The sequence below is a fragment of the Modestobacter muralis genome (genome assembly GCF_010682105.1).
Taxonomy (GTDB): Bacteria; Actinomycetota; Actinomycetes; order Mycobacteriales; family Geodermatophilaceae; genus Modestobacter; species Modestobacter muralis.
Map to the genome: position 1 here is coordinate 1 of NZ_JAAGWH010000054.1, position 25,313 is coordinate 25,313.

21 protein-coding genes are annotated in these 25,313 nt (G+C 74.9%); 12 read left to right on the plus strand and 9 right to left on the minus strand.

Translation table 11 applies throughout. The annotated features are described in order from the left end of the window. The 4 genes from GCU67_RS18020 to GCU67_RS18035 all read right to left on the minus strand — a co-directional run. Positions 1–404, minus strand: a 404-nt coding sequence (locus GCU67_RS18020; protein WP_211661656.1) for an N-acetylneuraminate synthase family protein, incomplete at its 3' end; no start/stop codon positions are given. Further along, complete coding sequence (locus GCU67_RS18025) at positions 401–862, minus strand: hypothetical protein (RefSeq protein WP_163612742.1); 462 nt, start codon at positions 860–862, stop codon at positions 401–403. The genes GCU67_RS18020 and GCU67_RS18025, both read right to left, overlap by 4 nt. Before the next feature lie 34 nt (positions 863–896). Further along, positions 897–1,559 carry a hypothetical protein gene (locus tag GCU67_RS18030; RefSeq protein ID WP_211661657.1) on the minus strand — a complete coding sequence of 221 codons (663 nt, stop codon included), beginning with the start codon at positions 1,557–1,559 and terminating at the stop codon, positions 897–899. Positions 1,560–1,651: 92 nt separating this feature from the next. Further along, positions 1,652–2,170 carry a GtrA family protein gene (locus GCU67_RS18035; RefSeq protein ID WP_338105127.1) on the minus strand — a complete coding sequence of 173 codons (519 nt, stop codon included), beginning with the start codon at positions 2,168–2,170 and terminating at the stop codon, positions 1,652–1,654. Between the two features lie 117 nt (positions 2,171–2,287). Between GCU67_RS18035 and GCU67_RS18040 the strand changes: the two genes are divergently transcribed. Then, entirely contained in the window at positions 2,288–3,505 is a 1,218-nt protein-coding gene (locus GCU67_RS18040; protein ID WP_246215332.1) for a 5-(carboxyamino)imidazole ribonucleotide synthase, read from the plus strand. After that, the gene (gene purE, locus GCU67_RS18045) at positions 3,502–4,020 is read left to right on the plus strand and encodes a 5-(carboxyamino)imidazole ribonucleotide mutase (protein WP_460695161.1); all 519 of its coding nucleotides are present in this window, start codon (positions 3,502–3,504) and stop codon (positions 4,018–4,020) included. Before GCU67_RS18040 ends, purE begins: the two co-directional genes overlap by 4 nt. 37 nt (positions 4,021–4,057) lie before the next feature. Here the strand turns inward: purE and GCU67_RS18050 are convergent, their stop codons facing one another. Beyond that, a complete protein-coding gene (locus GCU67_RS18050; protein ID WP_163612743.1) occupies positions 4,058–5,176 on the minus strand; it encodes a glycosyltransferase family 4 protein in 1,119 nt (372 codons plus the stop codon). After that, positions 5,173–6,528, minus strand: coding sequence for a polysaccharide biosynthesis protein (locus GCU67_RS18055; protein ID WP_163612744.1), 1,356 nt, complete (start codon positions 6,526–6,528; stop codon positions 5,173–5,175). Before GCU67_RS18055 ends, GCU67_RS18050 begins: the two co-directional genes overlap by 4 nt. Before the next feature lie 128 nt (positions 6,529–6,656). Between GCU67_RS18055 and GCU67_RS18060 the strand changes: the two genes are divergently transcribed. Next, positions 6,657–9,806, plus strand: coding sequence for an arabinosyltransferase domain-containing protein (locus GCU67_RS18060; protein ID WP_163612745.1), 3,150 nt, complete (start codon positions 6,657–6,659; stop codon positions 9,804–9,806). Between the two features lie 7 nt (positions 9,807–9,813). On the opposite strand, the gene GCU67_RS18065 is transcribed toward GCU67_RS18060, so the two are convergent. Beyond that, the gene (locus tag GCU67_RS18065; RefSeq protein WP_163612746.1) at positions 9,814–10,635 is read right to left on the minus strand and encodes a DUF1028 domain-containing protein; all 822 of its coding nucleotides are present in this window, start codon (positions 10,633–10,635) and stop codon (positions 9,814–9,816) included. A gap of 138 nt (positions 10,636–10,773) precedes the next feature. Further along, on the minus strand, positions 10,774–11,577 hold the full coding sequence (locus GCU67_RS18070) for a TIGR03089 family protein (RefSeq protein WP_338105128.1): 804 nt from the start codon (positions 11,575–11,577) through the stop codon (positions 10,774–10,776). 163 nt (positions 11,578–11,740) lie between these two features. Here GCU67_RS18070 and GCU67_RS18075 point away from each other — a divergent pair, with 163 nt between their 5' ends. The 8 genes from GCU67_RS18075 (at position 11,741) to GCU67_RS18110 (ending at position 20,583) form a co-directional block, all read left to right on the plus strand. Beyond that, positions 11,741–14,110, plus strand: a complete 2,370-nt coding sequence (locus GCU67_RS18075) for a hypothetical protein (RefSeq protein WP_163612747.1) — start codon at positions 11,741–11,743, stop codon at positions 14,108–14,110. Next, a complete protein-coding gene (locus tag GCU67_RS18080) occupies positions 14,107–14,553 on the plus strand; it encodes a GtrA family protein (protein ID WP_163612748.1) in 447 nt (148 codons plus the stop codon). Before GCU67_RS18075 ends, GCU67_RS18080 begins: the two co-directional genes overlap by 4 nt. A gap of 103 nt (positions 14,554–14,656) precedes the next feature. Continuing rightward, a complete protein-coding gene (locus GCU67_RS18085; protein WP_163612749.1) occupies positions 14,657–15,235 on the plus strand; it encodes an HAD-IA family hydrolase in 579 nt (192 codons plus the stop codon). Further along, entirely contained in the window at positions 15,235–17,454 is a 2,220-nt protein-coding gene (locus tag GCU67_RS18090; protein ID WP_163612750.1) for a lysylphosphatidylglycerol synthase transmembrane domain-containing protein, read from the plus strand. Before GCU67_RS18085 ends, GCU67_RS18090 begins: the two co-directional genes overlap by 1 nt. Then, complete coding sequence (locus GCU67_RS18095; RefSeq protein ID WP_163612751.1) at positions 17,451–18,218, plus strand: glycosyltransferase; 768 nt, start codon at positions 17,451–17,453, stop codon at positions 18,216–18,218. Before GCU67_RS18090 ends, GCU67_RS18095 begins: the two co-directional genes overlap by 4 nt. Further along, complete coding sequence (locus tag GCU67_RS18100; protein WP_163612752.1) at positions 18,218–18,958, plus strand: glycosyltransferase family 2 protein; 741 nt, start codon at positions 18,218–18,220, stop codon at positions 18,956–18,958. Before GCU67_RS18095 ends, GCU67_RS18100 begins: the two co-directional genes overlap by 1 nt. A 108-nt stretch (positions 18,959–19,066) precedes the next feature. After that, complete coding sequence (locus GCU67_RS18105) at positions 19,067–19,600, plus strand: phosphatase PAP2 family protein (RefSeq protein WP_163612753.1); 534 nt, start codon at positions 19,067–19,069, stop codon at positions 19,598–19,600. An 83-nt stretch (positions 19,601–19,683) separates the two neighbouring features. After that, positions 19,684–20,583: a decaprenyl-phosphate phosphoribosyltransferase gene (locus tag GCU67_RS18110; RefSeq protein WP_338105129.1), complete on the plus strand. Its 900-nt coding sequence runs from the start codon at positions 19,684–19,686 to the stop codon at positions 20,581–20,583. 57 nt (positions 20,584–20,640) lie between these two features. Here the strand turns inward: GCU67_RS18110 and GCU67_RS18115 are convergent, their stop codons facing one another. Then, positions 20,641–22,173: an LCP family protein gene (locus GCU67_RS18115; RefSeq protein WP_163612754.1), complete on the minus strand. Its 1,533-nt coding sequence runs from the start codon at positions 22,171–22,173 to the stop codon at positions 20,641–20,643. Between the two features lie 352 nt (positions 22,174–22,525). Here GCU67_RS18115 and GCU67_RS18120 point away from each other — a divergent pair. Further along, a partial coding sequence (locus tag GCU67_RS18120; RefSeq protein WP_338105131.1) for an N-acetylmuramoyl-L-alanine amidase occupies positions 22,526–25,313 on the plus strand: 2,788 nt, incomplete at its 3' end.

Below are 25,313 nucleotides of genomic sequence, written 5' to 3' on the forward strand. Positions count from 1 at the left end.
TAGACGGCGCAGTCGACGCTCTCCAGCAACTCGACCGCGGCGGCGTCGAACGGGCTGGAGAAGGGGGTGAGCCCGCGCTCGCGGGCGTGGGAGAACAGCTGCGCGTGCCACTCGTAGGGCGTGCCGGCCTCGCGGTAGAGGTCGTAGAGGCCGCGGCCGCCCCACAGCCCGTGGCCGTCGGTGACCCGGAAGGCCGGCTCGGTGGAGTCCAGCGTCATGGAGTCGGCGGTGTAGGTCTGGAACTTCACCGTCTGCGCGCCGGTCGCCGCGATGGCGTCGATCGTGGCCAGCGCCCGCTCGAGGCTGCCGTCGTGGTTGGCCGACAGCTCGGCGATCACCCAGGGGCGGGCGGTCTCGGCGTCGGCGAGCAGCTGTGCGACGAGGGCGCCGGGGTCGGTGGTCACCGGGGCGCCTGTGCGAGGGCCTGCTGCTCGAGCCGGCGCAGCCGCTCCTCGTAGGCCGACACCAGCGACAGCCGGGCGCGGACGCGGGCGTGCTCCTCGCGGACGACGTCGACCAGGAGCCGGGCCTCGGGCAGGTCGGCCAGCTCGCCGGTGTAGACCTGCGGCCGGGCCTGCTGCTCCAGCCGGGTCTCGAAGGCCGCGACCTGCGGGGCGATCCGGGCCAGCTCGTTGGCCGACCAGGACGACTCGTGGACGACCGGGTCCAGGCGGCGCTCCACGGCCTCCAGCCGCTCGCCGAGGTGGTGGCCGTGCCCGCCGAGCTCGTCCAGCCGGCCCTCGATCCGCTCGATCCGCCCACGCAGGTCGCCGAGCTGGGCGTGCACGTCGTCGAACCGGCGGTCGACCCGCCAGGCGATCATGCGGTCGATCCGGTTCCTGAGGGCGGCCCGCAGTGTCATCTCAGTCCCTCCTGGGGGTGTTCGGGGGTCGGCCTCACGGCCAGATCGTCGTCCGGCCGTCGGACACCCAGCTGTGGAACAGCTCAGACTCGAGGGCGATGCGGTGCTCCGGGCCGACGATGCAGTCGTCTCCGGAGGCGTGCTGCCACCGGGTCTGGGCCGGCTCGGTGACGAAGGAGTAGCCGGCCACGTGCAGGGCGGCGCCGGGGAAGGTGGTGCGCGCCCACCAGGCGGCCATCGTCCCGGTGGTGGCCCACAGGCCCTCGGTCAGCGAGTCCAGCCCCATGTCCTGCGACAGCGGGACGGTCAGGTCGTCGTTGTCGACGTGCACCTGGCCGAGGTCCTGCGGCCACCAGGCCGGGATCGAGTCCGGCTCCCAGTGCAGCCGCCCCGGCTCCACCAGCAGGTGCAGCCGGTCGCGGTAGCCGGTGAAGAACCACGGGGTGGCCCGCAGCGCCCGGTTGAAGAAGACGACGTCGGCGCGACGGCCGTAGGTGGGCGCGTCGCCGTCGTCGTCGAGCCGGAAGCCGTTGACCCGGACGACGAGGTCGCAGTCGTCGACGGCCCGGGCCCGCTCGGAGGAGGGGTCCAGCGGCTTGTTGCCCACCACCGCGACGGAGCGGACGTCGGGGCCGCGGCCGTAGCTGGCCGCCAGTTCGCGGAGCTGGGCCCGCCGCCTCTCGGCCACCTGGAACACGTCGACGAGGCTACCCAGGGCACGTCCGCCGACGTGCCCGCCGTGGGGAGCGGGCGACCCCTGCGCCGTATGGGGCGGGTGGGGCGGGGCGGTCAGACCAGGTCGGGGTCGGGGGACCGCGGGGCGACGCGCCGCTCGACCACCGGGGCGACCGGGGCGGCCGGTGCCGCGGGCGCGGTGAAGACCCAGCGGCGGTAGCCGAGGTAGCGGATCACGGTGCCCAGCACGATCGAGGCGATGTTGGCGATCTGCAGCACCAGGGCGCTGTCCTGCCCCAGCGGGTAGCGCACCAGCGCGACGACGGCCAGGCCCAGCAGCAGGGTGACGCCGTTGATCGCGGCGAACAGCACGTACTCGCGGCGCACGCTGGAACGGGCCCGGTGGGAGAAGGACCAGTAGCGGTGGCCGACGTAGGCCGCCGTCATCGAGATGACGGTGGCGATGAGGTTCGATCGCACCGCGCCGACGCCCAGGTGGGCGTAGAGCAGCTGGAAGCAGGCGATCTGCAGGACGAAGCACACGGCCCCGACGACGCCGAAGGCGCCGAGCTCCTTGAGCAGCAGACGGGAGGTGCTGCGCAGACGGTTGGTCAACGCATCCACTCCAGCCACGTCCCGACTGTACGGCGTGTGCGCGGGCCCCGCCGTCGGCTCGCGGAGGTCGCCGGTGTGACGTCGGCCGGCAGCGGGCCCACCGGACGCCGTCGGCCGACCGCTAACCTCTCGTCGATGCCCGGAGCCCTGGACCCCCGCACCGGCCTGCCCGTCGTCGCCATGGTGGGCGGGGGGCAGCTGTCCCGCATGACGCACCAGGCGGCGATCGCCCTCGGCCAGTCGCTGCGCGTGCTCGCCACCGACCCCGCCGAGTCCGCCGCCCTGGTGACCGCCGACGTGCAGCTCGGCGACCACCGCGAGCTCGCCGACCTGCAACGGCTGGCCGAGGGCGCCACGGTGCTGACCTTCGACCACGAGCACGTGCCGACCGAGCACCTGCAGGCGCTCGTCGACGCCGGCCACCGCGTCGCCCCGGGGCCGGCGGCTCTCGTGCACGCCCAGGACAAGCTGGTGCTGCGCCGGGCGCTGGCCGCCGCAGGCGAGCCGCAGCCGGCCTGGGCCGAGGCGCGCACCGTGCACGACGTCGCCGCGTTCGGCGCCGAGGTCGGCTGGCCGGTGGTCGCCAAGACCCCGCGCGGTGGCTACGACGGCAAGGGCGTGTTCGTCGTGCACGGCCCCGACGAGGCCGCCGAGCTCCTCGAGCGGCACGGCACCCTGCTGGTGGAGGAGCGGGTGCCGATGCTGCGCGAGCTCGCCGCGCAGGTGGCCCGGTCGCCGTTCGGGCAGGTCGCGGTCTGGCCGGTGGTCGAGACCGTCCAGCGCGACGGCGTCTGCAACGAGGTGCTCGCCCCGGCCCCCGGGCTGTCCGACGAGCTGGCCACCGCCGCCCAGGAGCTCGCCGTGCGGATCGCCGACTCCCTCGGCGTGGTCGGCATGCTGGCCGTGGAGCTGTTCGAGACCGCCGACGGCATCCTGGTCAACGAGCTGGCCATGCGGCCGCACAACTCCGGGCACTGGACCATCGAGGGTGCCCGCACCAGCCAGTTCGAGCAGCACCTGCGCGCCGTCCTGGACTACCCGCTGGGCTCCACGGCGATGACCGCGCCGGTCGTGGTGATGGCCAACGTGCTGGGCGGGGCGACCGCCGACGAGGACTGGGCCGGCCCGGGGCTCGACGAGCGGGTGCACCACCTCATGGCGCACTGGCCCGACGTGAAGCTGCACTGGTACGGCAAGACCCAGCGGCGCGGCCGCAAGCTGGGCCACGTCACCGCGCTGGGCGAGGACGTTCCCGAGGTCCGCGCCCGAGCCGTGGCCGCCGCCCGGTACCTGGCCGACGGGGTCGTCGACCCGGCCTTCGCCTTCGAGCACGACGAGGAGCACCGACCGTGAGCAGCGCACCCGGTGGGGACCCGGTCGTCGGCATCGTCATGGGCAGCGACTCCGACTGGCCGATGCTAGAGCCGGCCGCGGCGGCGCTGACGGAGTTCGACGTCCCGTGGGAGGCGCACGTCGTCTCCGCGCACCGCACGCCCCGGCGGATGCTCGAGTACGGCGAGACCGCCGCCGACCGCGGCTTGCGGGTGATCGTCGCCGGGGCCGGGGGAGCGGCCCACCTGCCCGGGATGATCGCGGCGGTCACCCCGCTGCCGGTCATCGGCGTCCCGCGGCCGCTGGACCGGCTCGACGGTCTGGACAGCCTGCTGTCGATCGTGCAGATGCCCGCCGGCGTGCCGGTGGCCACGGTCTCCATCGGCGGCGGCCGCAACGCCGGCCTGCTGGCCGTGCGGGTGCTCGCCGCCGGCGACGACCGGCTGCGTGCCGCCGTCGTCCGCTTCCAGGCCGACCTGGCCGACTCGGTGCTGGCCCGCGACGCCGTCCTCCAGGACCGCCTCGACAGCGACTGAGCCCCGACACCCAACGGGCCCCGGCGCCGACCGGGTGTCAGCGCGGCGGGGCCGCCTCGACCAGCCGCTCGTAGGCGTCCAGGACGGTGCCCACGGCGAACCGGGCCCGGGCCCGCTCCGCGCCCGCCGCCCGGTCCAGCCCGGCCGCCGCCAGTTCGCGCAGCCCGGCGGTGAGACCCGGGACGTCGCGCGGGGTGGCGATCGCGCCGAAGCCGGTCTCCTGCACCGGGGTGCGCACCCCCGGCAGGTCGCTGGCCAGCGCGGGGACGCCGGCCATCATCGCCTCGACCTGGACGATGCCGAACGCCTCGAACGCGTTGACCGAGGGCAGCGCGAACACGTCGAGGGAGGCGTACAGGTCGGCGATGTCGGCGTCGGGCAGGAAGCCCAGCAGCCGGATGCGCGGGTCGCCGTCGACCAGGGCGCGGACCTCGTCGACGACCGAGCCGCCCACCACCGTGGCGAAGTCGCCGCCGATGAGCAGCCGGGCGGCGGGGTCGCCGAGGGCCTGGAAGGCGCGCACCAGGTACTGCAGCCCCTTCTCCTCCACGATCCGGCCGAGGAACCCCACGTGCAGCCCGTCGCCGTCGCGGAATCGCGGCTGCCCGGCCGGGCGCTCGTGGCAGGGCGGTGGGATGACCAGCGTGCGGCCGCGCAGAGCCGGCCACAGCCGGCTGTGCTCGGCGTAGTCGTCGCTGGTGACCACGACGGTCTGCGCCGCGCGCATCGCCCGCCGGCTGGAGGCGTCCACCGCGGTGCGCTGGACGGCGTTGAGCGCGCCCGGGGGCAGGCTGACGTCGCAGTGGTAGGTCAGCGCCACCGGCGAGGCGCAGCGGCCGGCGATCAGCCCGGCCTCCAGCATCGGCAGGTGCAGGTTGGTCAGCCGCGCGCGACGGCTGGCCGCGATGACGCGGGGGACCAGCGCCGGGCTGATCACGCCCTTGCCGAACCGGGCGACCACCGGGGTCCGTTCGACGTCGACGCCGTCCACGGTCTCGTGCTCCGGCAGGGCCGGGTCGTGCCGGGTGGTCACCACCTTGACCCGGTGGCCGCGCTCCACGAGGCCCACCGCCACGTCGCGGGCGACGTTGGTCAGGCCGCTGACGTAGGGGGCGTAGTAGTTCAGCGCGATCAGCAGGTCGTGGTCGGCGCTCATGCCGGCGATCCTCCCCGAGCGGCCGCGGCGGCGACGGAGGCGGTGCCCCCGCCGGCCGGTGACCGGGCGGTGAGCAGCACGGCCGCGGCGACCAGCAGCGCCACCGTGGACCCGACCGTGAACGCCAGCCCCGAGCGCAGCACCAGGCCGGGCACCAGCACGAACACCACCGCGGCGGCGGCCAGCCCGGACAGCCAGACCGCGGCGACCGCGCGGTGGCGGGCGCCGGCGACCAGCGCCTGGCTGGCCACCAGCAGGCCCAGGTGCGCCACGCTGCCCACGGCCAGCAGCGCGATCTCGCTCCCCGGCAGGGCGTACCCGTCCCCGAACACCAGCCCGACCACGGGCGGACCGAGCCACAGCCCCACGCCCAGGGCCAGCACCGCCGCGGCGGCGAGCACGGCCAGCCCGCGCACCACGGCGGCACGCAGCCGGGCGCCGTCGCCCTCGGCCTGCACCCGGGTCAGCACCGGGATCAGCGCGCTCTGCAGCGGCACGGCGACGAACAGCGGCAGCCGCACCAACGTGTAGGAGGCCACGAACTGGGCGGCCAGCACCGCCTCCCCGGCGCCGGCTGCCCCGGTGACCAGCACGGGCGCGGCGTTGAGCAGCACCTGGGCGCACAGCGTGCCGATGAGCAGGGGCCCGACCGCGCCGAGGAACGGGCGGGGCCCCGCCGGTCCGGGGACCGGCACGGGCACCGGGGCCGCGCGCCGGCGGCGCAGCAGCACCCATCCCAGCAGCGGCAGGTGGGCCAGCGCCATCGCGGCGACCAGCGTCCAGGCGTAGGCGGCCCCGCCGGCGTCGGGCGCCACCCAGGTCAGCCCGGCGGCCAGCAGCACCCGCAGCCCGGAGTCCAGGAGCAGCACGGTGCCGTGCAGGCCCAGCCGGCCGGTGCCCAGCAGCAGCCCGCGCAGCAGGAACTGCCCGGCCGAGACGGCGCAGACGCACAGCAGGGCCACCAGGAAGCCGGTCTGGCCGCCGAGGGCGGGCACCAGCGCGGGCGCGGCGAGGAGCAGGACGGCCGCGCTGACCAGCGCCAGCCCGGCGAGGGCCACCGGGGCACCGGCTGGCACCCGCGCGCCCGGTGGGCGCAGCTGCACCAGCCGGGCGAGCTCCAGCTCGACGGGGAGGAAGGCGCCGAAGCCGATGACCAGGGCCAGCGACCAGTAGGAGCCGAACCAGCCGTAGTCGGCGACGGGGAGCGCCCGGGCCACCAGGGCGAGGTAGGCGTAGGTGGCGACGCCGGAGAGGATGATGCAGACCGCCACCCAGCCCACCGAGCCGGCGCCGACGCGTCGTGGGGCGGTGGGGGGCGCGCTGCCGGTCCCGGCCGTCGTCTCCCCGCGCACCTCGGGAACGGTAGTGGCACGACCCGGCCCGGTGGCCGGGCAGCGACCGGGCGGCGGGTCCCCGGCGCCGATCGGGGGCTGGGCAGGGTTGACTGCCCGAGCAGGTGCGGGCGAGGCGAGGAGTGGGTGTGTCGCGAGGCGTTGTGGTGGAGGGTCCCGTCGAGGGGTCGACCGGACCCGACCGCGGGGCCACCCGGGTGGCCGGCCGCGACCGCCGGCGCTGGCTGTCCCCCCTCGCCCTGGTGGCCGGGCTGGTCGCGGTGCTGAGCACCCTGCTGCTGCCGGTGGCCCCCGTCTCGATGGCCGCACCGGTCGTCTCCTGGCCCCAGTCGGCGACGGCCCCGGCCTCGACGATGCTGCAGCTCACCGCCCAGACACCGCTGTCGCTCGACGTCCGGTTCAGCTGTGCCGCGGTGCGGGCCGCGGCCGGCACCGCCGACGGCGTCGTGCTGTCCACCGTCCGGCCCGGGCAGCCCACCGCGGCGGCCCAGGGGCTGCTCGTGCGGTCCCTGCCCGGCGGGCTCACCGTCGAGGCCCTCGGCCGCACCCTGGTCCGCGACGTCGCGGTGACCGGTGACTGCGGCTACGCGGTCACCGGCGACGCCGCCGGCCTGGTCCTGAGCCGGGACGGCGACCGGCTCGCCCGCGGCCCGGCCGGCCAGCTGCCGCGGATCGACGTCCTGGCCACCTCGCTGATCACGCTGTCCCCGGCGGACGGGGAGGTGCTGTCGGCCGAGATCGCCGTCGACGACCAGTTCGCCACCACGCCCTCGGCGCTGAAGTGGGCGCTGATCGCGCTGGTGCTCCTCGGCTCCGCCGGGTCCGTGGTGTTCCTGTTCCTCGAGCAGCGCGGCGACCGGCAGACGTCGGCGCCCGGACGGCGCCGGTTCGGGGTGCTGGACGTCGTCGTCCCGCTGGTGATGGTCGCCTGGCTGTTCCTGGCGCCGATGTCCGACGACGACGGCTACTACGCCGCCATGGCGCGCAACGGCGCGGACCAGGGCGCGGTCGGGAACTTCTACCAGCTGCTCAACCAGAACTTCACCCCGTTCACCTGGTCTTACCGCATGCTCGGCGTGTGGCAGCAGGTCGGCGACAGCCCGGCCGTGCTGCGCGTGCCGGCGCTGGTCACCGGGCTGCTCACCTGGTTCGTGCTGCGCCGCTTCACCACCCAGCCGGGCGCGCTGCCGACGGTGCTGCAGTCCTCCCGCCGCGGCCGGGGGGCGATGGTGCTCGTCCTGGCGTTCGCCTACCTGGCCTGGTGGCTGCCCTACGGCATGGGCGTGCGGCCCGAGGCGATCGTCGGGTTCCTCGCCGTGGTGACGCTGCTGGCGGTCGCCTCGGGGCTGCGCCGGCGCAGCCTGCCGCTGCTCGGGCTGGCCGTGGTCGCCGCAGCGCTGAGCGCGGTCTGCCACCCGACCGGGTTCGTGGCCCTGGCCCCGCTGCTGGCCGGGCTGCCGCGGATCGTCGGCGTGCTGCGGGACGGCGTCCCGGCGCGGCGCGCCTGGCTGCGGGGGCTGGCCGTGATCGCCCCCGGCTCGGTCGCCGGGATCGCCGCCTTCGGCGACGGCTCGCTCAACGACTTCTTCCGCGGCCAGGAGATCTTCCTGTCCATCCAGGCGCAGAACGACTGGTTCGACGAGTACCAGCGCTACAACTTCCTCTTCGCACCGATCGCCATGGGCGCCTACGCCAAGCGGGTCGCGGTCGTGCTCGGCATCGCCGCGCTGCTGTGGTTCGCGGTGGTCGCCGCGGCGTCCCGGCGCCGGGGCGTGCTCAGCCCCCAGCTGCTGCTGGCCGGGCAGAGCCTGGCGCTGGCCTTCCTGCTGCTGTGGATCACCCCGAGCAAGTGGACGCACCACTTCGGCGCCCTGGACGGCATCGGACCGGCGTTCCTCGCGCTGTTCCTGGTCTCCGTGCCGGTCCTGGTGCGCACGATGCCCGGGGGCCTGCGCAACGGGCCGCTGGTCGGGGCGGTGGCCGCCGGGTCCGCGGTGCTGGTGATCGCGCTGTCCTTCCACGGGCCCAACGACTGGGCCTACTCCTGGCTGCAGGGCCTCCCGCGCCCGCGCCTGCGGCCGGCCCTCGGGGGCATCACCTTGGACAACGCGCTGCTGTGGGTGCTGCTCGTCGGTGCGCTGACGCTGGCCGTGCGGCTGTTCCACCGCCGCCTCCAACTGCCCGGGCGCCGCCCCTGGGCGACCGCGGTCCCGGTGGCCGTCACCGCAGCCCTCGCCCTGACGACCGGCTACCTGGTCGGCGGCTTCGCCGTCGCGGCCGTGGCCACCGCCGACACCTGGTCGCCGTGGGCCGACGCGGTGGCCGACCCGACGGGCAGCACCTGCGGTCCGACCAAGGCCGTCGTCGCGGCCGACGTCGACGCCGCGCAGCCGCTGACCCGGGTGCCCGGCGCCGCACCGGAGACCGCGGTCCCCGGGGACGCGTTCGTCGCCGGCGGTGGCTTCCTCCCGGCCAGCCCGCCGCCCACCGCACCGGGCACCGGGCCGGCGACCGAGGTCTGGGGCAGCCTGCGCGGCGAGGCCGACGGCAGCGCGGTCGGTCGGCTCACCACGCCCTGGTCCCGGCTGCCGGCCGACCTGGCCGAGGGCGAGCAGGTCGCCGTGCTGGTCAGCGGCGACCTGACCGAGGGCGGCAACCAGCTCACCGTCGAGTACGGCCGCACCGGCGGGACGGCGGTCCAGCCGCTGGGCTCCGCGGCCCTGGCCGACGACGTCCTGTCGCAGGCCTGGCGGACCCGGGTGCTCCCGGCGCCGGCCGGGCCCTCGGCCGGCGCCGACGCGGTGCGGCTGGTCGGCGCCGACTCCACCACCGGCATCTCCGGCTGGCTGGCGTTCACCGGCCCGTCCGTCGTGCCGGCGGTGCCGCTGAGCGAGCAGCTGCCCGACGACGCGGCGGTGGCCCTCGCCTGGCAGCTGGCCTTCCTCTTCCCGTGCCAGCGGCAGCCGGACCTCTCCGACGGCATCACCGAGCCGGTCGAGTACGCCGTCCTCTGGGGCGACGAGGGCATCAACGGCGTCGAGGACGCCACCTGGCAGCTGCCGCGCGGCGGCCTGTTCGCCCCCACCCGCTCGGACTCGTCGGTGACCTTCCTCGGCGGGACGTTCCCCGACTTCCCCGAGATCGACACGGTGCAGGTGTTCCGGGTCGTGCCCGCCTACCCGGCGCAGGGCTACGACGTGCGCGAGTCCTCGGTCACGCGCTGGGGCTGGCAGGGGCCGGCCGAGGCCGCCTGGCCCTACGTCGCCCCGGAGGAGTGAGACCGGCTCAGCCGAGCAGCCGGGAGACCCCCGCCAGCCGGGCGTCTCCGGCCATCGACGCCAGCCACGCCGACCACCCCGGTCGGGCGCGCATCGCCTCCAGGGCGCTGCGCGCCGCGGCCCGGTCGCCGCGGCGCGAGGCGGCGAGCGCGGCGTAGAGGTCGCGGGCGCCCTCGGGGGCGAAGACCGCCAGCGTCTCGTAGTCCCGCTCGTCGTAGGCCCGCTGCAGGTTCCGCAGCATCCGCAGCTGGGCGACCGGGTCCCCGGAGTCGTCGACCCGCAGGTCCAGCCGGACCCCGTCGTCGTCGTCGGTGGCGGGGGAGCCGCTGACCACCTGGAGCGCGGCGGACTGCCGTCCCCGCAGGTCGCCCCCGGCGTCCTGGCCGGCGGTGAGCGCGGCCAGCAGCCGGTCGGCGAGCGGCCCGCCGGTGGCGGTGAACGCCTGCGACATGGCCGGCAGCACGTCGGCGGAGGCGAGCATGTTGCCCTGCACGCTGAAGCCCTCGCCGACCAGGTGCCCGCTCACCGGCAGCGAGCCGCGGCCGGTGTCGGCGGCCACCTGGCCGGTGGGGTCCAGCACGGCGATCTGCCGGTCGACGTCCTCGGCGGCGTGCGCGGCCCGGCGCACCAGGTCCGAGGGCGAGGTGCCCTCGGTGAGCCCGGCCAGCAGCGACCCGCCCAGCCCCCGCCGGCTGCGCGCCTGGACGGCGACGACGCCGACCCCCGGCCGGACGCTGGGCACGACGCGCCCGACGGCGAGGATGCAGGAGGAGACGGCGATGCCCAGGTCTCCGGTGGCGGCGTCCCGCCCGATCACCGAGAAGGTCATCCCGCCACCGCACCCGCACCGCGGGCCGCCGCCGTCCTCATCGCGACCTCCCCGCCGGGGTGGTCCGCCGCCGCCCGGTCACCCATCCTGCCGGGACCGGCCCGGCCCGGTCCGCGCAGCGCGCCGTCCGTCACGGCCTCAGGCCGGGCGGCCCAGCTCGCGGACGCCCTCGAGCGAGAGTCCCAGGGTCGCGGTCACCCGCTCGGTGGCGGCGCGGTGCGGCAGCGCGGACGGCGCCGCCGACCGGCACAGCACCAGCGAGGCGCCGGCGGCCAGCGGGGCGAGCAGCCAGGCCACCGGTCCGGCCTCGGTGGCCGCCCGCTCGTCGACCATCACCCGGTCACCGGCGACGATGCCCAGCCGGGCGGCGAGCTCGGTGGCCGTGTCGACCAGCCCGGCCAGGGTCAGCGACCCCCCGCCGAGGACCAGCCCGACGCCCGTGGGGTCGACCGGCTGCCGGGGGGAGAAGACGTCGCCCTGCCCGCGCACCTCCAGCGCGAAGTCGCGGGCGGGGCCGGTGTAGCCGGTCATCCCCATGCCCATCGGGTGCAGCGACAGCCCGAGCAGCTCGTCGAGGCCGAGCTCCTCCAGCGGCGGCAGCCGGTCGGCGGCGGCCAGGACGACGTCGGCCGCGGTGAGCCGGTCGTCGTCCTCCGCGGCCGTCTCGAGCACCGCGGCGCCGCAGCTCCACGCGCCCAGCAGGACGGCGGCGGTCTGCCAGTGCACCGGCAGCGCGACGCCGACCGTGCTGCCGGGGCCGACGTCGAACTCCTCCTGCAGCAGGTTGGCCGTCTTCGCCACCCAGTTGGCCAGGGTGGTGCCCGAGAGCTCGGTGCGCTCTCCGGAGACGTCGTCGTACTGGGTAAGCATCGGCGCCGCGGGATCGCGCCGCGCAGCCGCGGCCCACAGCTGGCTGGGGTCGGTGGGACGGGTGTGTGTCACGAGAACAGGGTGGCACCGGAACCGACCGCTGCGGGCTGCGCCCTCCCGGGCGCGGTTACAGTCGCCTCGCGAACGCCATGGGTGCTGCGTCGTCGTCGCCCTGCCGGGTGCCGACCTGCTCCGCACCAGTCGGGCAGGACGACGCCAACGGGGAGGCCGAGGGATGATCACGCAGACCGCTGCGCGCGGCGGCGCCACCGCGGCGGGGTCCCCGTCCGTGGCCGCCGCCGGGCCGGCGGCGCCGTGGCGCGACCGGGTCCTCACCGGGGTCGGCGTGTACGCCGGGTACGTCGTCCTGCAGGTCCTCCAGCTGTTCGTCCTCAGCCGCCTGGCGCCCCGGTTCTTCTGGTACGACGACGCGCAGGCGCAGTTCGGGCCGATGACCTGGTGGCTGGGCCGGCACATGGAGGGCGGCCGCCCGCCGCTGATGGACCCCGAGCAGGGCCAGGCCGGCAACCTCGTGGCCGACATGCAGTACGGCGCGCTGGACCCGCTGCACTGGGGCCTGCAGGCGCTGGCCGCGCGCACCGACGACGTCGTGCTGATGTCCTGGGTCTTCGCCACGCTGTCGGTCCTGCTGCTGGGCCTGGGCCTGCTGACGCTGCTGCGGCACCACGGCGTCCACCCCGCGATCGCGCTGGCCGGCGCCCTCGGCACCGCCTCCAGCGGCTTCCTCCTCTGGTACGGCAGCGCCTGGTGGCCGCTGCTGTGGAGCGTGGCCTGGCTGCCGTGGTTCTGGTGGGGGCTGGTGTCCCGCCGCACGGTGGGCGTCGTCGTCCTCGCCGTCTCCACCTGGGCGCTGCTGGCCTCGGGCAACCCCTACATCCTCTTCTTCGCCCTGGCGCTGGTCCTGGCGCACGCCGTCGAGCTGGTCCGCGATGCCCGGTCGCTGCGCGGCCTCCTCGCCGGCCCCGTGGTCGCCCGGCTGCTGGCGATGTCCGCCGGCCTGGCGATGGCACTGCCCACCCTGCTGTCGACGGTGCAGATGTCGCCCTACATCGAGCGCCAGGAGGCCGACCCGCTGGTCGGCAACGTCGGTTTCGCGGTGCCCAACCTGGCCGACGTGGTGCTGGGCTCGCCCACGCTGATGGGCCAGACGAACGCCTGGTCGGGCAGCCTGTCGCTGGCCCCGGCCATGTACACGTTCCTGGTGGCCGTCGCGGCCCTGGCGCTGGTCGACTGGCGGCGCGCGCTGCGCTCCCCGGGCGTGCTCACCGCGGCCGCGGTCCTGGTGCTGGCCGTGGTCTTCACCCAGTTGCCGACCACGGTCGCGGTCTTCCGGTACCCGGTGCGCTACCTGGTGGTGGTGCAGGTCGTCCTGCCGGTCCTGGTGCTCCTCGCGCTCACCGCCGCGCCGCTGCTCACCCGCCCGCGGCTGGCGCTGGCCGCCGGGCTGATCGGCGTCCAGGCGCTGCTGGCCGCCTTCCGGGCGCCGGTGTTCTTCCGCTGGCACGCCCTGGCCGCGGTGCTCACCGTCGTGGCCGTCGCGGCGCTGGTCCTGGCGCTCGGCCGCGCGGCCGGCCCGCGCGGCGACCGCGGCCGCCGGGTCGCCGGCGCGGCCGCCGTGGTGCTCGTGCTGTCGGCCTGGGGCACCGTGTTCGTGGGCGAGCAGATGATGGTCTCCCTCTCCGACCGGGCCGACGTGCTCGACGCGCGACCCGACCTCGGGGACACGCCGTTCCGCGTCTTCGGCAGCTACGACCCCACCGGCTCCACGGTGCAGGACTACCGCCGGCAGCTGGTGGCGACCGACTCCGCGGCCACCGTGATCACCCCGGGCTTCGGCGGCGACTTCGGCTGGGGCGCCGGCGTGATCCGCGGCAACGGCAACCTGCTCGGCGACTTCGCCACCGGCACCGGGTCCTTCGCCGTCTGGCAGCTGGCGCAGAACGCCCACTGGTGCCGCAACTACCAGGGCGCCACGTGTGGCGACCCGCAGCTGCTGCTGGCCGAGGCGCCGGGCGTGGGCGTGCCCTGGATCGACCTGCTCTCCAGCGACCGCGTGCTCATCTCCGACGCCGCGCCCGAGCCGCTGCGCGCGCACTTCGAGCAGCCCGGCTGGACCCTGGTGCGCCAGGCCGGCGTCTTCCGGGAGTACCAGCGCGAGGACGGCCTCCCCGGCCGGGTCACCGCCGCCCGGGGCGCGGACGTGGCCGAGGTCCCCGGCGGTGTCGGGCTCGGCCGCGGCGACGGCCCGATGGACTCCTACACGGTGAGCACCGGCGGCTCCGCCGGTCAGCTGGCCCTGCGCACCACCTGGTGGCCGGGCATGGAGGCCACCGTCGACGGGCAGTCGATCCCGGTGGGCACGGTCGACGGCGCCGTCCTGCGGCTGGACCTGCCGGCCGGCCTGGACGGCGCCCGCCTGGAGATCTCCTACGTGCCGATCGGTGAGCGCATCCTGGTCCCCTCCTTCGTCGTCGCCGGGGTCCTGCTGGTCGCCGCCCTGGCCGTCTGGGTCCTCACCGACCGGCGCGGGCCGCGCGGTGCGGCTGGCCGCCGGCACCGTGCCCCGGCGGAGGTGGCCGCGTGACCGCCCGGATGCCCACCCACCTGCGCCAGCTGCTGCACTTCTCCCTCGGCTCCGGCCTGGGGCTGGCCGTCGACCTGGGGCTGTTCGCCCTCGGCGTGCACCTGGGGCTGGAGCCCTGGGCGGCCAACCTGATCAGCGCGGCGGCGGCGGTGCTGGTGGTCTACTTCTTCGTCACGAAGTACGCCTTCGCCGGCGGACGGTCGGCCTCGCGGTTCGTGCTCTTCGTGGGCTGGTACGTCGTGTCGGTGCTGGCCTTCTCGGTGCTGATCGACCTGTTCCAGGAGGCGACGGGGTGGGCGCCCTTCCTCTGTAAGTTGGTGTCCCTCCCGCCGTCCTTCGCAGCGAACTTCGCGGCCAGCAAGTGGCTGTTCGGGCGGGGGGCGCGCCCGGCCGGCGGCCCCGACGCCTCGGTCCCCTCCGACCTCAGGGACGCAGCGGCCTGATGCCCACGACCGGCCGGGCAGAGACCAGGGCGCCGCAGCGCGCCCAGCAGGGAGCCAGACGATGACATCGACCGTGACGACGACCGAGGCGGGGGGAGGGGCGGTGGACACCGACAGCCGGTCGCGCAGCGTGCAGGCGCTCCTCTTCGACCTCGACGGCACGCTGGTGGACACCCGTGAGGCCAACCACCTGGCCTACCGGGACGCCTTCGCCGAGTTCGGCCACGAGTTGACCCCCGAGCAGTTCGCCACCACCTGGGGCCGGGACTCCCGGGACTTCATCCCCGACCTGCTGCCGGGCGTGGACCAGGCGGAGGTCGACGGGATCCGCGCGGCCAAGAGCCGGCTCTACGCCGCCGAGCTGCACCGCACCACCGTCAACGAGGCGCTGGTGGCCTTCCTCCGCCTGATGGCCCCCACCCACCGCACCGCGCTGGTCAGCACCGCCAAGTCCGGCAACGGCCGGCAGATCCTCGAGGTGCACGGCCTGACGCCGCTGTTCGACGTGGTGGTCTGGGGCGACGAGGTCGCCCGCAGCAAGCCCGACCCCGAGGGGTACCTGCGCGCCCTGGACCTGCTCGGCGCCGACGCCGGACGTTCCCTGGCGTTCGAGGACTCCGCGACGGGCCGTGCGGCGGCGGTCGCGGCGGGCCTCGCCGTCCTCGAGGTGCCGCTGTTCTGATGTCGCACCCCTACTCACGCGGCCGTGTCGCGCTCATCGTCGTCGCGCTGCTCTCGCTGGCCGGCTTCCTGCTGATCAACCGCACCGCGCTCGCGGACCTGTGGGACCGCCTCTCGGCCTCCCTGGACGGCGGTGACTGGGCCGTCATCGGCGCCGCCGCGGTCGTGCAGCTGCTCGGGCACGTGCTCCGCGCCGCCCGCACCAAGGTGCCGCTGGACAACGTCCGGCGGGGCAGCCTGGCCGGTCAGTTCCGGCACCTCACCATCGGCTACCTGTTCAACGTCGTCTGGCCGCTGCGCATCGGCGAGGTGGTCCGCTCCTGGCTGATCGCCAAGACGGTGCGGATCAGCTTCCTGTACACGCTGCTGGCCGTGCTGCTCGAGCGGCTCATCGACGTCGTGTTCGTCTCGGTGACCCTGCTGGTGTTCGTCGCCGTCGTCGGGGTGCCCGAGGGCGGGGTCGTGCCGATCACCGCCGTCGTCGCCCTGGTGGTGGCCGTCGCGCTGATCGTGGCGTTCGTCGCCTTCGTGCGGGAGAACCCGTTCATGCTGCGGGTGGCCTGGCGCGCCTCCAGCTGGCTGAACAACGACCTGGAGAACCGGCTGCGGTTCAAGCTGTGGTCGGTCATCTTCGGCTTCCAGCGGTTCTTCCGGCAGCGCCGGCAGCTGGTCCGCTACGGCCTCCTGGCCCTGGCCGCCTGGGTCTGCTACTTCGCCGCGGCCGCGGCCGTGGCCGTCACCGTGCTGCCGGCCCTCACCGGCCGGCAGGCCTTCATCGCCACCACCGCCCCCTCGGCGGTGGTCGGCCCGACCATCGGCAACGGCGCGCCGGGCGGCTTCGTCGACGGCGTGGTCGAGTTCGTCGAGCGCAGCGGCGGCCTGGGCGGGCGTGAGCTGCTCGTCTTCGCCAGCGCCTCGTGGGCGGTCGCCAACGTCCCGGTGCTTGTCATCGGCGTCGTGGCGCTGTTCGTCAACTGGGCCCGGCGCACCAGCGACCCGCTGGCCGGTGCACCGCTGGCGGCGCAGGACCGCTACGTCAACAAGCTCGCCCGCGAGCAGGACGTCTCGGGCCGGATGACGCACTTCCTGGACTCCTACTTCCGGGGCCAGCACCTCAGCCAGGTCATGCACCGCCTGGAGGTCAACGGCAACGTCAGCCTGGTCCAGTTCTTCAAGGGCGGGTCCAACGCCGTGACGCTGCTGGCCACCTCGGGCGGTGAGCTGTTCGTGAAGAAGATGGTGCCGACCGAGCACGCGCACCGGCTGAAGAACCAGTACGACTGGCTCGCCGAGCGCGCCGACCACCCGCTGCTGGTGACCGTGCTGCGCGAGGAGCACGCCGACGACCACTACGCCATCGACCTGGAGTACCGGCCCAGCAGCGTGCCGCTGTTCGAGTACGTGCACGAGCAGCCGCTGGCGGAGTCGGCGGCCAAGCTGGCCCAGGTCTGGGACTACATGTACAGCCGCGTCTACGTCCTGGGTGAGCTCGAGGAGCACCCGGACGTCCGTGACGACTACGTCAGCGAGCGGTTCGTCCGCCGCGTGCAGGCCGCCGCGGAGAGCCACCCGGCGCTGGCCGAGGCGATGAAGAGCGACCGGATCCTGGTCAACGGCCAGGAGCTGGACAACTTCGCCACGATCCTGGACCGGATCACCGCCAACGAGACCGCCTGGCGGGACCTGGCCACCTACCGGACCTCCGCGCACATCCACGGCGACCTCACGGTGGACAACATCCTGGTCGACCTGCCCACCCGCGACGTCCTGGTCATCGACCCCTCCGACGACAACCAGGTCCGCGGCCCGATCATCGACTTCGCCCGGCACATGCAGTCGCTGCTCTACGGCTACGAGTTCCTCAACGAGGACGAGTCGCCGGTCATGCTCGGCGCCCGCGACGGCATGCCGGAGATCACCTACCGCGACGACCGGTCGGCCCGGTACGCCGAGCTGGCCGACTTCGTCAGCACCGAGGTCATCCCGCGCCACCTCAGCGTGGCCGAGCAGCGGTCGGTGCTCTTCCACGTCGGGCTCTTCTACGGGCGGATGCTCACCCACCGGGTGGTCATCAACTCCGGGACCGTGCTCAAGTACTACGGGGTCTGCCTCCAGGCGCTCAACCGCTTCCTGGACCAGTACGACCTGCCGCGCCGGGACGACCGGGGCGAGGACCTCTTCGGCATCGAGACCAGGACGGACCAGGTGCTCAGCAAGTGAACGTGGTGATCGCGATCCCGGCGTACAACTGCGCCGCCCAGATCGGCCGGGTGCTCGACGAGATCACCGACGAGGTGGCCGCCCGGGTCTCCGAGATCTGGGTCATCGACAACCAGAGCACCGACGACACCCTGGACCGGGCAGCCGAGTACCGGCGCGGCGGCCGGCTGCCGCAACTGCGGGTGTTCCGGAACCGGCAGAACAACAGCCTCGGCGGCACCCACAAGGTGGCCTTCGAGCACGCCCGGGCCGCCGGGCACACCCACGTGGTGATCCTGCACGGGGACAACCAGGCCAAGAGCGACGAGGTCGCGCTGCTGCTCGACCACGCGCAGGCGCACCCGGAGACGCAGACCGTGCTGGGCTCGCGCTTCAGCCGGGCGTCCCGGCTGCACGGCTACGACGCCAAGCGGGTCTGGGGCAACCGGGTGCTCAACACCGTCTACAGCGCCGTGGCCCTGCGCCGGCTGGAGGACCTGGGCTCCGGGCTCAACCTGTTCGCCCTGCGCGACCTGGACCCCGGCACCTACCTGCAGTTCGCGAACCAGCTCACGTTCAACTACGAGCTGATCCTCGACCTGGTGACCCGGAAGGTGCGCTTCGCCTTCGTGCCGATCACCTGGCGCGAGGAGGACCAGGTCTCCAACGCCCGGAACTGGAACGTCTTCCGGACGGCGCTGCGCAACCTGGCGCTGTGGCGGCTGGGCCGGCAGACGACCGCACCGGCCACCGGCCGGGACTACGAGTGGGACGAGGTGCTCTGATGGCCACCCTGCAGGTGCTCATGCCGATGGGCGGGCTCGGGACGCGCTTCCGCAAGGTCGGCGTCACCACCCCCAAGCCGCTGATCGAGGTCGGCGGCGTGCCGATGTTCCAGCGGGCGCTGGCCTCCCTCGACCCGTGGGCGGGGGACAAGGCCGTCACGGTCGTCGTCCGCGAGGACAACGACCGCGAGTTCGACCTGGCGAACAGGGTGGTGGCCGCCGAGCCGTCGGCGCAGATCGTGCTGCTCGACCACGACACCCGCGGTGCGGTCGAGACCTGTCTGGTGGCCCGCGACCAGCTCGACCCCGACCAGCCGCTGGTCATCATGGACTGCGACATCGCCTTCGTCAGCCCCGCCTACTTCCCGGCGATGCAGCAGGCGGCGCAGCGGCAGGACGTCGACGGCCTGCTGCTGTCCTTCCGGTCGACCGAGCCGCGCTACAGCTTCGCCGAGGTGGACGCCGACGGGCTGGTGGTGCGCACCGCCGAGAAGCAGGCCATCTCCTCCGACGCACTGATGGGCGTCTACTCGTTCACCTCCGCGCGGGTGTTCCTCGACGCCGCCGACCGGCTGATGGCCCGCCAGATCGACGCGGCCATGCCGGAGTACTACGTGTCGCTGGTGTTCAACGAGCTCATCGACTCCGGCCGCCGGGTCGGCCTGGTGCGCGGTGACTTCTACTGCTTCGGGACCCCGGAGGAGCTCGCCGCCTTCGAGGCGACCGGCGCCCCCGTCTGACCCCCGCGGCGGCGGTGGTGCGCCACCACCACCGCCGCCGTCCGGGCGCCGGCACCGGGAGCGGTGACCGCCCCGCCCGGACCCGGTGCGCTGGCTACTCTGGTCGCGATGACCGCGTCCCTGATCTCCTCCCGTCCCGTGCGCGTCGAGGTCGCCGTCCTCGGGGCCTGCCGCGAGCTGCTGGGCGGCACGCCGTTCGTGCCCGCGGCGCACGCGGTCTCCTGGTTCGGTGAGCACGCGCGCGGCTGGCTGGTGCTGGGCGCCGTCGGCTGGGCCAGCGGCCGACGCCGGCAGGAGTGGGCCGCGGGGGCGGCCGGTGTCGCCCTCGCGCACGCCTCCGCCGTGGTGGCCAAGCGCGTGGTGCGCCGGGCCCGCCCCGCGCTGGAGCACGTCCCGCACCTGGGCGGGGTGCACAGCGGGCTGTCCTTCCCCAGCGCCCACGCCACCTCCACCGCCGCCGCCGTGGTCGGCTACGGCCCGATGGTCGGCCGGCCGGTGATGGTCGGTGCGCTGGGCGCGATGGCGGTCTCCCGGGTGCTGCTGGGCGTCCACTGGCCCAGCGACGTCGTCGCCGGGGCGCTGCTGGGCAGCGCGGTGGGTGCCGGCGTCCGGCGGGTCGCCGGCCCCGGGGCCGCGGCGTGAGCGCTCGGCCGGTCCGCACCACGCCCCTGGTCCCGGAAGGCGCGGCTCCCCGGACGCCGGACGCCGCGCCGCCCGTGCCCGCCGTGGCCGACCGCCCCGCGGGGTTCCGCGGCTCGCCGGCCTGGGGTCTGGTCCGGGCGCTGCGCCCCCGCCAGTGGGTGAAGAACGTGCTGGTGCTGGCCGCGCCGCTGGCCTCGGGCCTGATCGTCGAGCTCGACGTCCTGCGCGCCAGCCTGCTGGCCTTCCTGCTGTTCTGCGCGATCTCCTCCGCCGTGTACCTGGTCAACGACGCGGTCGACGTCGAGGAGGACCGGCGGCACCCGGTCAAGCGGCACCGGCCCATCGCGGCCGGTCTGGTCCCGCGGGGGCTGGCCCTGGGGCTGGCCGTGGTGCTGTTCGTCGTCCCGCTCGCGCTGGCCGCGCTGCTGGCCCGCCCGGAGCTGGCGTGGGTGCTCGGGATCTACGCGGTCCTGCAGCTGGCGTACTGCTTCGCGCTCAAGCACCAGCCGGTCATCGACCTGGCGATCGTGGCCTCGGGGTTCCTGCTGCGCACCGTGGCCGGTGGCGTGGCGGCCGGCATCGCCCTGTCGCAGTGGTTCCTGCTGGTCGCGGCGTTCGGCTCGCTGTTCATGGTGGCCGGCAAGCGCTACTCGGAGCTGGTGGCCGTCGGGGAGGGCGCCGCGACCCGCAGGAGCCTCAAGGAGTACTCCGAGAGCTACCTGCGGTTCGTCTGGAGCATGTCGGCCGGGGTGACGGTGACCGTCTACAGCCTGTGGGCCTTCGAGGTCGGCGCGAGCGGCGACGGCGTCCCGTGGGCGGCGATCTCGATCGCGCCGTTCGTGCTGGGCCTGCTGCGCCACGCGGTCGACCTGGACAAGGGCGAGGCGGGCGAGCCCGAGGCCGTCGTGCTGCACGACCGGGTGCTGCTCTCGCTCGCCGTGGTCTGGCTGGTCACCGTCGCGCTGGCGGTCTTCGGCGGGTGAGCCCACCGCCCGGCGTCCCCGAGGGGACGCCGGGCGGTGGGCCGGGCCGGGTGCTGCTCAGTTGATGCAGCTGGTGTCCGCGGCGGTGCGCGGCGGCTCGGCCGGGGTCTCGGCGGCGGCCACCGGCGCTGCCGGGCTGACGGCCTTGCCCACGCCGTTGTAGTCCGCGCCCAGCACGAGCTGGACCGTGCCGCTGGTGGCGTCGTCGGCCTGCTGGGTGACGGCCCCGGGGACCTGGGCGGCGAGGGCGGCGGCGAGCGCGTCGTCCCCGGCGGCGAAGCGGACCTCGGTGACGTCGTGGCCCATGGAGTCGGCGTTGCCGGTGCCGGTCACCTGGAAGCCGGCGGCGGTGAGACCGGCGGCGGCCTTGCCGGCCAGGCCGGAGGTGCCCGAGCCGTTGAGGACCTCGACGGCGACGTCGGCGGGGGCGGCGGTGGGTGCCGGCGCCTCGGGCGTGGCTGGGGCGGCCTCGGGTGTGGCCGGCGCGGGCTCGGCGGACAGGTCGGTGAAGAAGGCGCGCAGGGTGGCCGCGTCGGCCAGCCGGATGATCGACCCGGCGTCCTCGTCGCTGTCCACGCCCTCGTTGGGCACGGTCTGGAACTCGATGCTGCCGGCGGTCACCGACTGCATCTGCTGCGCCAGCTCCATCAGGTCCAGGTCGGCGTCGACCGTGAGCGCCTCGGAGACCGCCTCGACCAGCTCGTGCTGGGTGCCCAGGTCGCGCAGGACGTCCTCGGAGAGCATCTTGCGCAGCACGCCGGCGAGGAACACCTGCTGGCGGCGGATCCGGTCGAAGTCGCTGCTGGTCTTGCCGATGTTGTGCCGCTGGCGGACGAACTTCAGCGCGTCGGCGCCGGTGATGGTCTGCGGTCCGGCGGGGAAGACGGCGCCGGACCACTTGCGGTCGTCGACGGCCTGGCACAGGTTCACCTCGACGCCGCCGACGACGTTGCTCAGCTCGAAGAACCCGAGCAGGTCGACCTCGGCGTAGTGGTCGATGCGCAGCCCGGTGAGCTGGCTGAGGGTCTGCACCAGCAGCTGGGCGCCCTTCGCCGACTTCTCCTCCTCGGTCGCCGACTCCGGGGCGTCCTGGCGGCCGTAGGCGTAGGCGGCGTTGAGCTTGGCCTGGCCGTGGCCCGGGATCTGCACGAAGGAGTCGCGCGGGAAGGAGACGAAGGAGGCCTTCGAGCCGTCCGCGGGGACGTGCACCAGGATCATCGTGTCGGTGTTGGTCCCGGCATCGGCGCCGGCCTTGAACTCGGCGAGCTGCTCGTCGGTCAGTGCGGCCCGGCTGTCGTTGCCGACGAGCAGCAGGTTCATCGCCGCACCCGTGGTGACGGTCTGGTCGTTGCCCGACGTGGGGATCGCGTCGGTGCGGGCGACGCTGGCCCCGGCCACCTGACCGAGGTACCAGCCCCAGCCGCTGGTCACCAGCAGCGCCAGTGACAGCAGGCCGGCGGTGACCCGGCCGGTCCACACCAGGCGGCGGCCACCGCCGTCGGCGTCGCGTCGGGCCGGCGACCCGGCCCGGGGGTCGAGTCGCGGCGGCAGGCCCGGGCGGGCCGGCGTGTCGAGTTCGTCTCTGCGCATGTCCTGGTCCCTCACGTCGGGTGCCGACGTCGGTCTGCTGACCAGGGGTGGTCAGACGTCCAGCGGCGTGATCGACCGCGACCATAGGTCCGCCGGCAGGGCCGTCCCGGGCTCCTCGGCCGTGTCCCACCACAGGAGTCACGTCCCGCACCACCTGTCCCCAGGACGCCCGTGTCGACCGTTTCGTTGCTCAGCGTTGTGATGCCATGACCCAGTGCCACGTACACGTCGAATTGCCACGAGTGCCCAGCGACCTGCCGGGGCGTCCCCGGTCGAGTCGGCCGCTGGCTCCCCGTCCGGCGCCGGACGGCACCGCCCCTCCCGCGCCAGGCTGACCCGGCGCGGGAGGCGCGTGGTCGCCGGCGCCGTCGCGGTGCTCGGGGTCAGCGGCGTGCTGGTCGTGCTGCCCGTCGTGACGCGGCCCCAGCCGGAGCCGGTGCCGGTGGCCACCTCGACCGAGGCGGTCCCGATGGGCTCGGTCGAGGCGCCAGCACCGGGTGCCGTGGTCGCCACCGCGGCGGCCACTGCCGGCCCCGGGGCGCCGGCCGACTCCCCGGTGCTGACCGTGAGCCGACCGCAGACGGCGCCGTTCTCCCTCGTGGGGGTCACCTGGGCCACGGACGCCGCCGTCACCGACACCGTCGTGCGGGTGCGGACGCGCCAGGTGGACGACGAGGACTGGGGCACCTGGACGGAGGTCACCGAGGAGGAGGCGGCGCTGGACGGCGGCACGGTCCGGACCGGCACGTCCCCGCTGTGGGCGGGCGCCAGCGATGGCATCGAGGTCGAGCTGCTGACCCGCTCGGGCGCTCATCCAGCCGACGTCCAGTTGGACCTGGTCGATCCGGGCACCAGCGACGCCGACGCCTCCCTCGGCGAACCGGTGGCAGGGGCGACCGCACAGGCCGCGGATGCGGTCATGCCGCCCGTCTTCTCACGCGCGCAGTGGGGCGCCGACGAGTCCATCCGCGCCTGGGACCCGGAGTACGCGCCGACGATCAAGGCCGCGACGGTGCACCACACCGCGGACAGCAACGACTATGCGTCTGCCGACGTCCCGAAGATGTTGCGGTCGATCTACGCATACCACACCAAGACACTCGGATGGGGTGACATCGGCTACAACGTCATCGTCGACAAGTTCGGCCGGACGTGGGAAGGCCGCTACGGCGGCCTCGGGAGCACCGTGATCGGGGCCCACGCGGGCGGCTTCAACACCGGGACCTTCGGGGTGTCGATGCTCGGGAACTACCAGGACGTACCCGTCCCCCAGGCCACGGTGGAGGCCGTCTCGGCCTTCATCGCCTGGAAGTTCACCCTCTCCGGGGTGGACCCGCGTGGGACCACACAACTGGTCTCCGGCGGGGGCGGCACGGCCAAGTACGCCAAGGGCGTCACCGTCACGCTGCCCACCGTCTTCGGTCACCGGGACGTGGGCAGCACCCTCTGCCCCGGGCAGTACGGCTACGCCCGACTCGGAGAGATCCGTGACAAGGTGGCCGCCCAGGTCGTGACGCCCGCGCGGTTGGTGCAGCAGCGCTACGACTCCGACGCCGGGGTCCGCGCGGTGCTGGGCGTGCGCACGAGTCCGGTCACGTCCATCCCGGGCGGCGCCTTCGCGCACTACGCCAACGGGTCGATCTACGCCTCCGAGGCCACCGGCGCGCGCGTCGTCCGGGGCCCGGTGAAGGACCGGTGGGCAGCGCTGGGCTGGGAGAGCAGCCCGCTGGGCTGGCCGGTCGGCGACACCGTGACCGGGCTGGCCGGCGGCGGCTCCTTCCAGGACTTCCAGCGCGGCGCCGTCTACTGGTCGCCGGCCACCGGAGCCCGGGTCGTGCCGGACGGCGCGGTGCGGGACCGCTGGGCAGCGCTGGGCTGGGAGCAGAGTGCGCTGGGCTACCCGGTCGGCGACGCCGTCGGTGGGCTGGCGAACGGCGGTTCCTTCCAGGACTTCGAGCGCGGCTCGCTCTACTCCTCGCCCGGCACCGGGGCGCAGGTGGTGCTGAAGGGCGCCGTCCGCGACCGGTGGGGTGTCCTCGGCTGGGAGCGCAGTGCGCTGGGTTACCCGGTGCGCGACGTCGTCACCGGCCTGGCCGGCGGCGGCTCCTTCCAGGACTTCGAGCGCGGCTCGGTCTACTGGTCGGCCGCCTCGGGCGCCCGCGTGGTCACGGCCGGTGCGGTGAAGGAGAAGTGGGGGACGACCGGCTGGGAGGGTGGCCGGCTCGGCTGGCCCGTCGGTGACCAGACCACGGTCCGCGGCGGTGCCGCGCAGTTCGTGGAGTTCCAGCGCGGCTCGGTGTACTGGTCGGCCACGACCGGTGCGCACGTCGTCGAGGGCGCCGTGCGCGACCGCTGGGCGACCGACGGGTGGGAGAACGGCCCGCTCGGGCTGCCGCTGTCCGACGTGGGCCGGACGCCGGACGGCGCGGCGCAGTTCGCGCACTTCGAGGGCGGGTCGGTCTACGCGCACGCCACCCTGGGTGCGCGTGTGCTGCCGACGGTCGTCCGCGAGGCCTGGGGCGCGGCGGGCTGGGAGAGCGGTCCGCTGGGCTACCCGGTGGCCGACGCGGTCGCGGTGGCCGGTGGCCAGTCGGTCCAGTTCCAGGGCGGCCAGGTGCTCGCGTCGGCTGCCACGGGCGCGCACGCGGTCGCCGGTGCGATGCTCACCGACTACCGGGCAGCGGGTGGGGCCGGCGGTGCGCTGGGCCTGCCGACGGCGGACGCCGGGCGGACCGGTGACGGCCAGGCCACGTTCCAGCACTTCCAGGGCGGGTCGCTCTACCGCACCTCGGCGGGGGCGGTGACGGTGCCGGCCGCCGTCCGTGAGGTCTGGGCGCGGTCGGGCTGGGAGCACGGTCCGCTGGGCTACCCGGCGGGCGCCGCGACGGCCACCGCCGGGGCCTCGCCGGCCGGCTCGGTCCCGGCCGGGGGCACGACGCAGGTGTTCCAGGGCGGCACGGTCTACGTCGGCCAGCCCGGTGCCTTCCCGGTGTCCCGGGTCTTCGAGGCCGCGGTGACCGCCGTGCGGGACGCTGCTCCGCTCGGCTGGCCGACCGCGGAGTCCCGCGGGCTGGCCGCCGGCGGGTCGTTCCAGACGTTCGAGAACGGCTCGGTGTACGCGAGTCCGGCGACGGGTGCGC

Coding starts and splice junctions, on each gene's coding strand:
- GCU67_RS18025 (WP_163612742.1), bottom strand. CDS start 862: ATGACACTGCGGGCCGCCCTCAGGAACCGGATCGACCGCATGATCGCC.
- GCU67_RS18040 (WP_246215332.1), top strand. CDS start 2,288: ATGCCCGGAGCCCTGGACCCCCGCACCGGCCTGCCCGTCGTCGCCATG.
- GCU67_RS18050 (WP_163612743.1), bottom strand. CDS start 5,176: ATGAGCGCCGACCACGACCTGCTGATCGCGCTGAACTACTACGCCCCC.
- GCU67_RS18065 (WP_163612746.1), bottom strand. CDS start 10,635: ATGACCTTCTCGGTGATCGGGCGGGACGCCGCCACCGGAGACCTGGGC.
- GCU67_RS18075 (WP_163612747.1), top strand. CDS start 11,741: ATGATCACGCAGACCGCTGCGCGCGGCGGCGCCACCGCGGCGGGGTCC.
- GCU67_RS18090 (WP_163612750.1), top strand. CDS start 15,235: ATGTCGCACCCCTACTCACGCGGCCGTGTCGCGCTCATCGTCGTCGCG.
- GCU67_RS18100 (WP_163612752.1), top strand. CDS start 18,218: ATGGCCACCCTGCAGGTGCTCATGCCGATGGGCGGGCTCGGGACGCGC.
- GCU67_RS18105 (WP_163612753.1), top strand. CDS start 19,067: ATGACCGCGTCCCTGATCTCCTCCCGTCCCGTGCGCGTCGAGGTCGCC.
- GCU67_RS18115 (WP_163612754.1), bottom strand. CDS start 22,173: ATGCGCAGAGACGAACTCGACACGCCGGCCCGCCCGGGCCTGCCGCCG.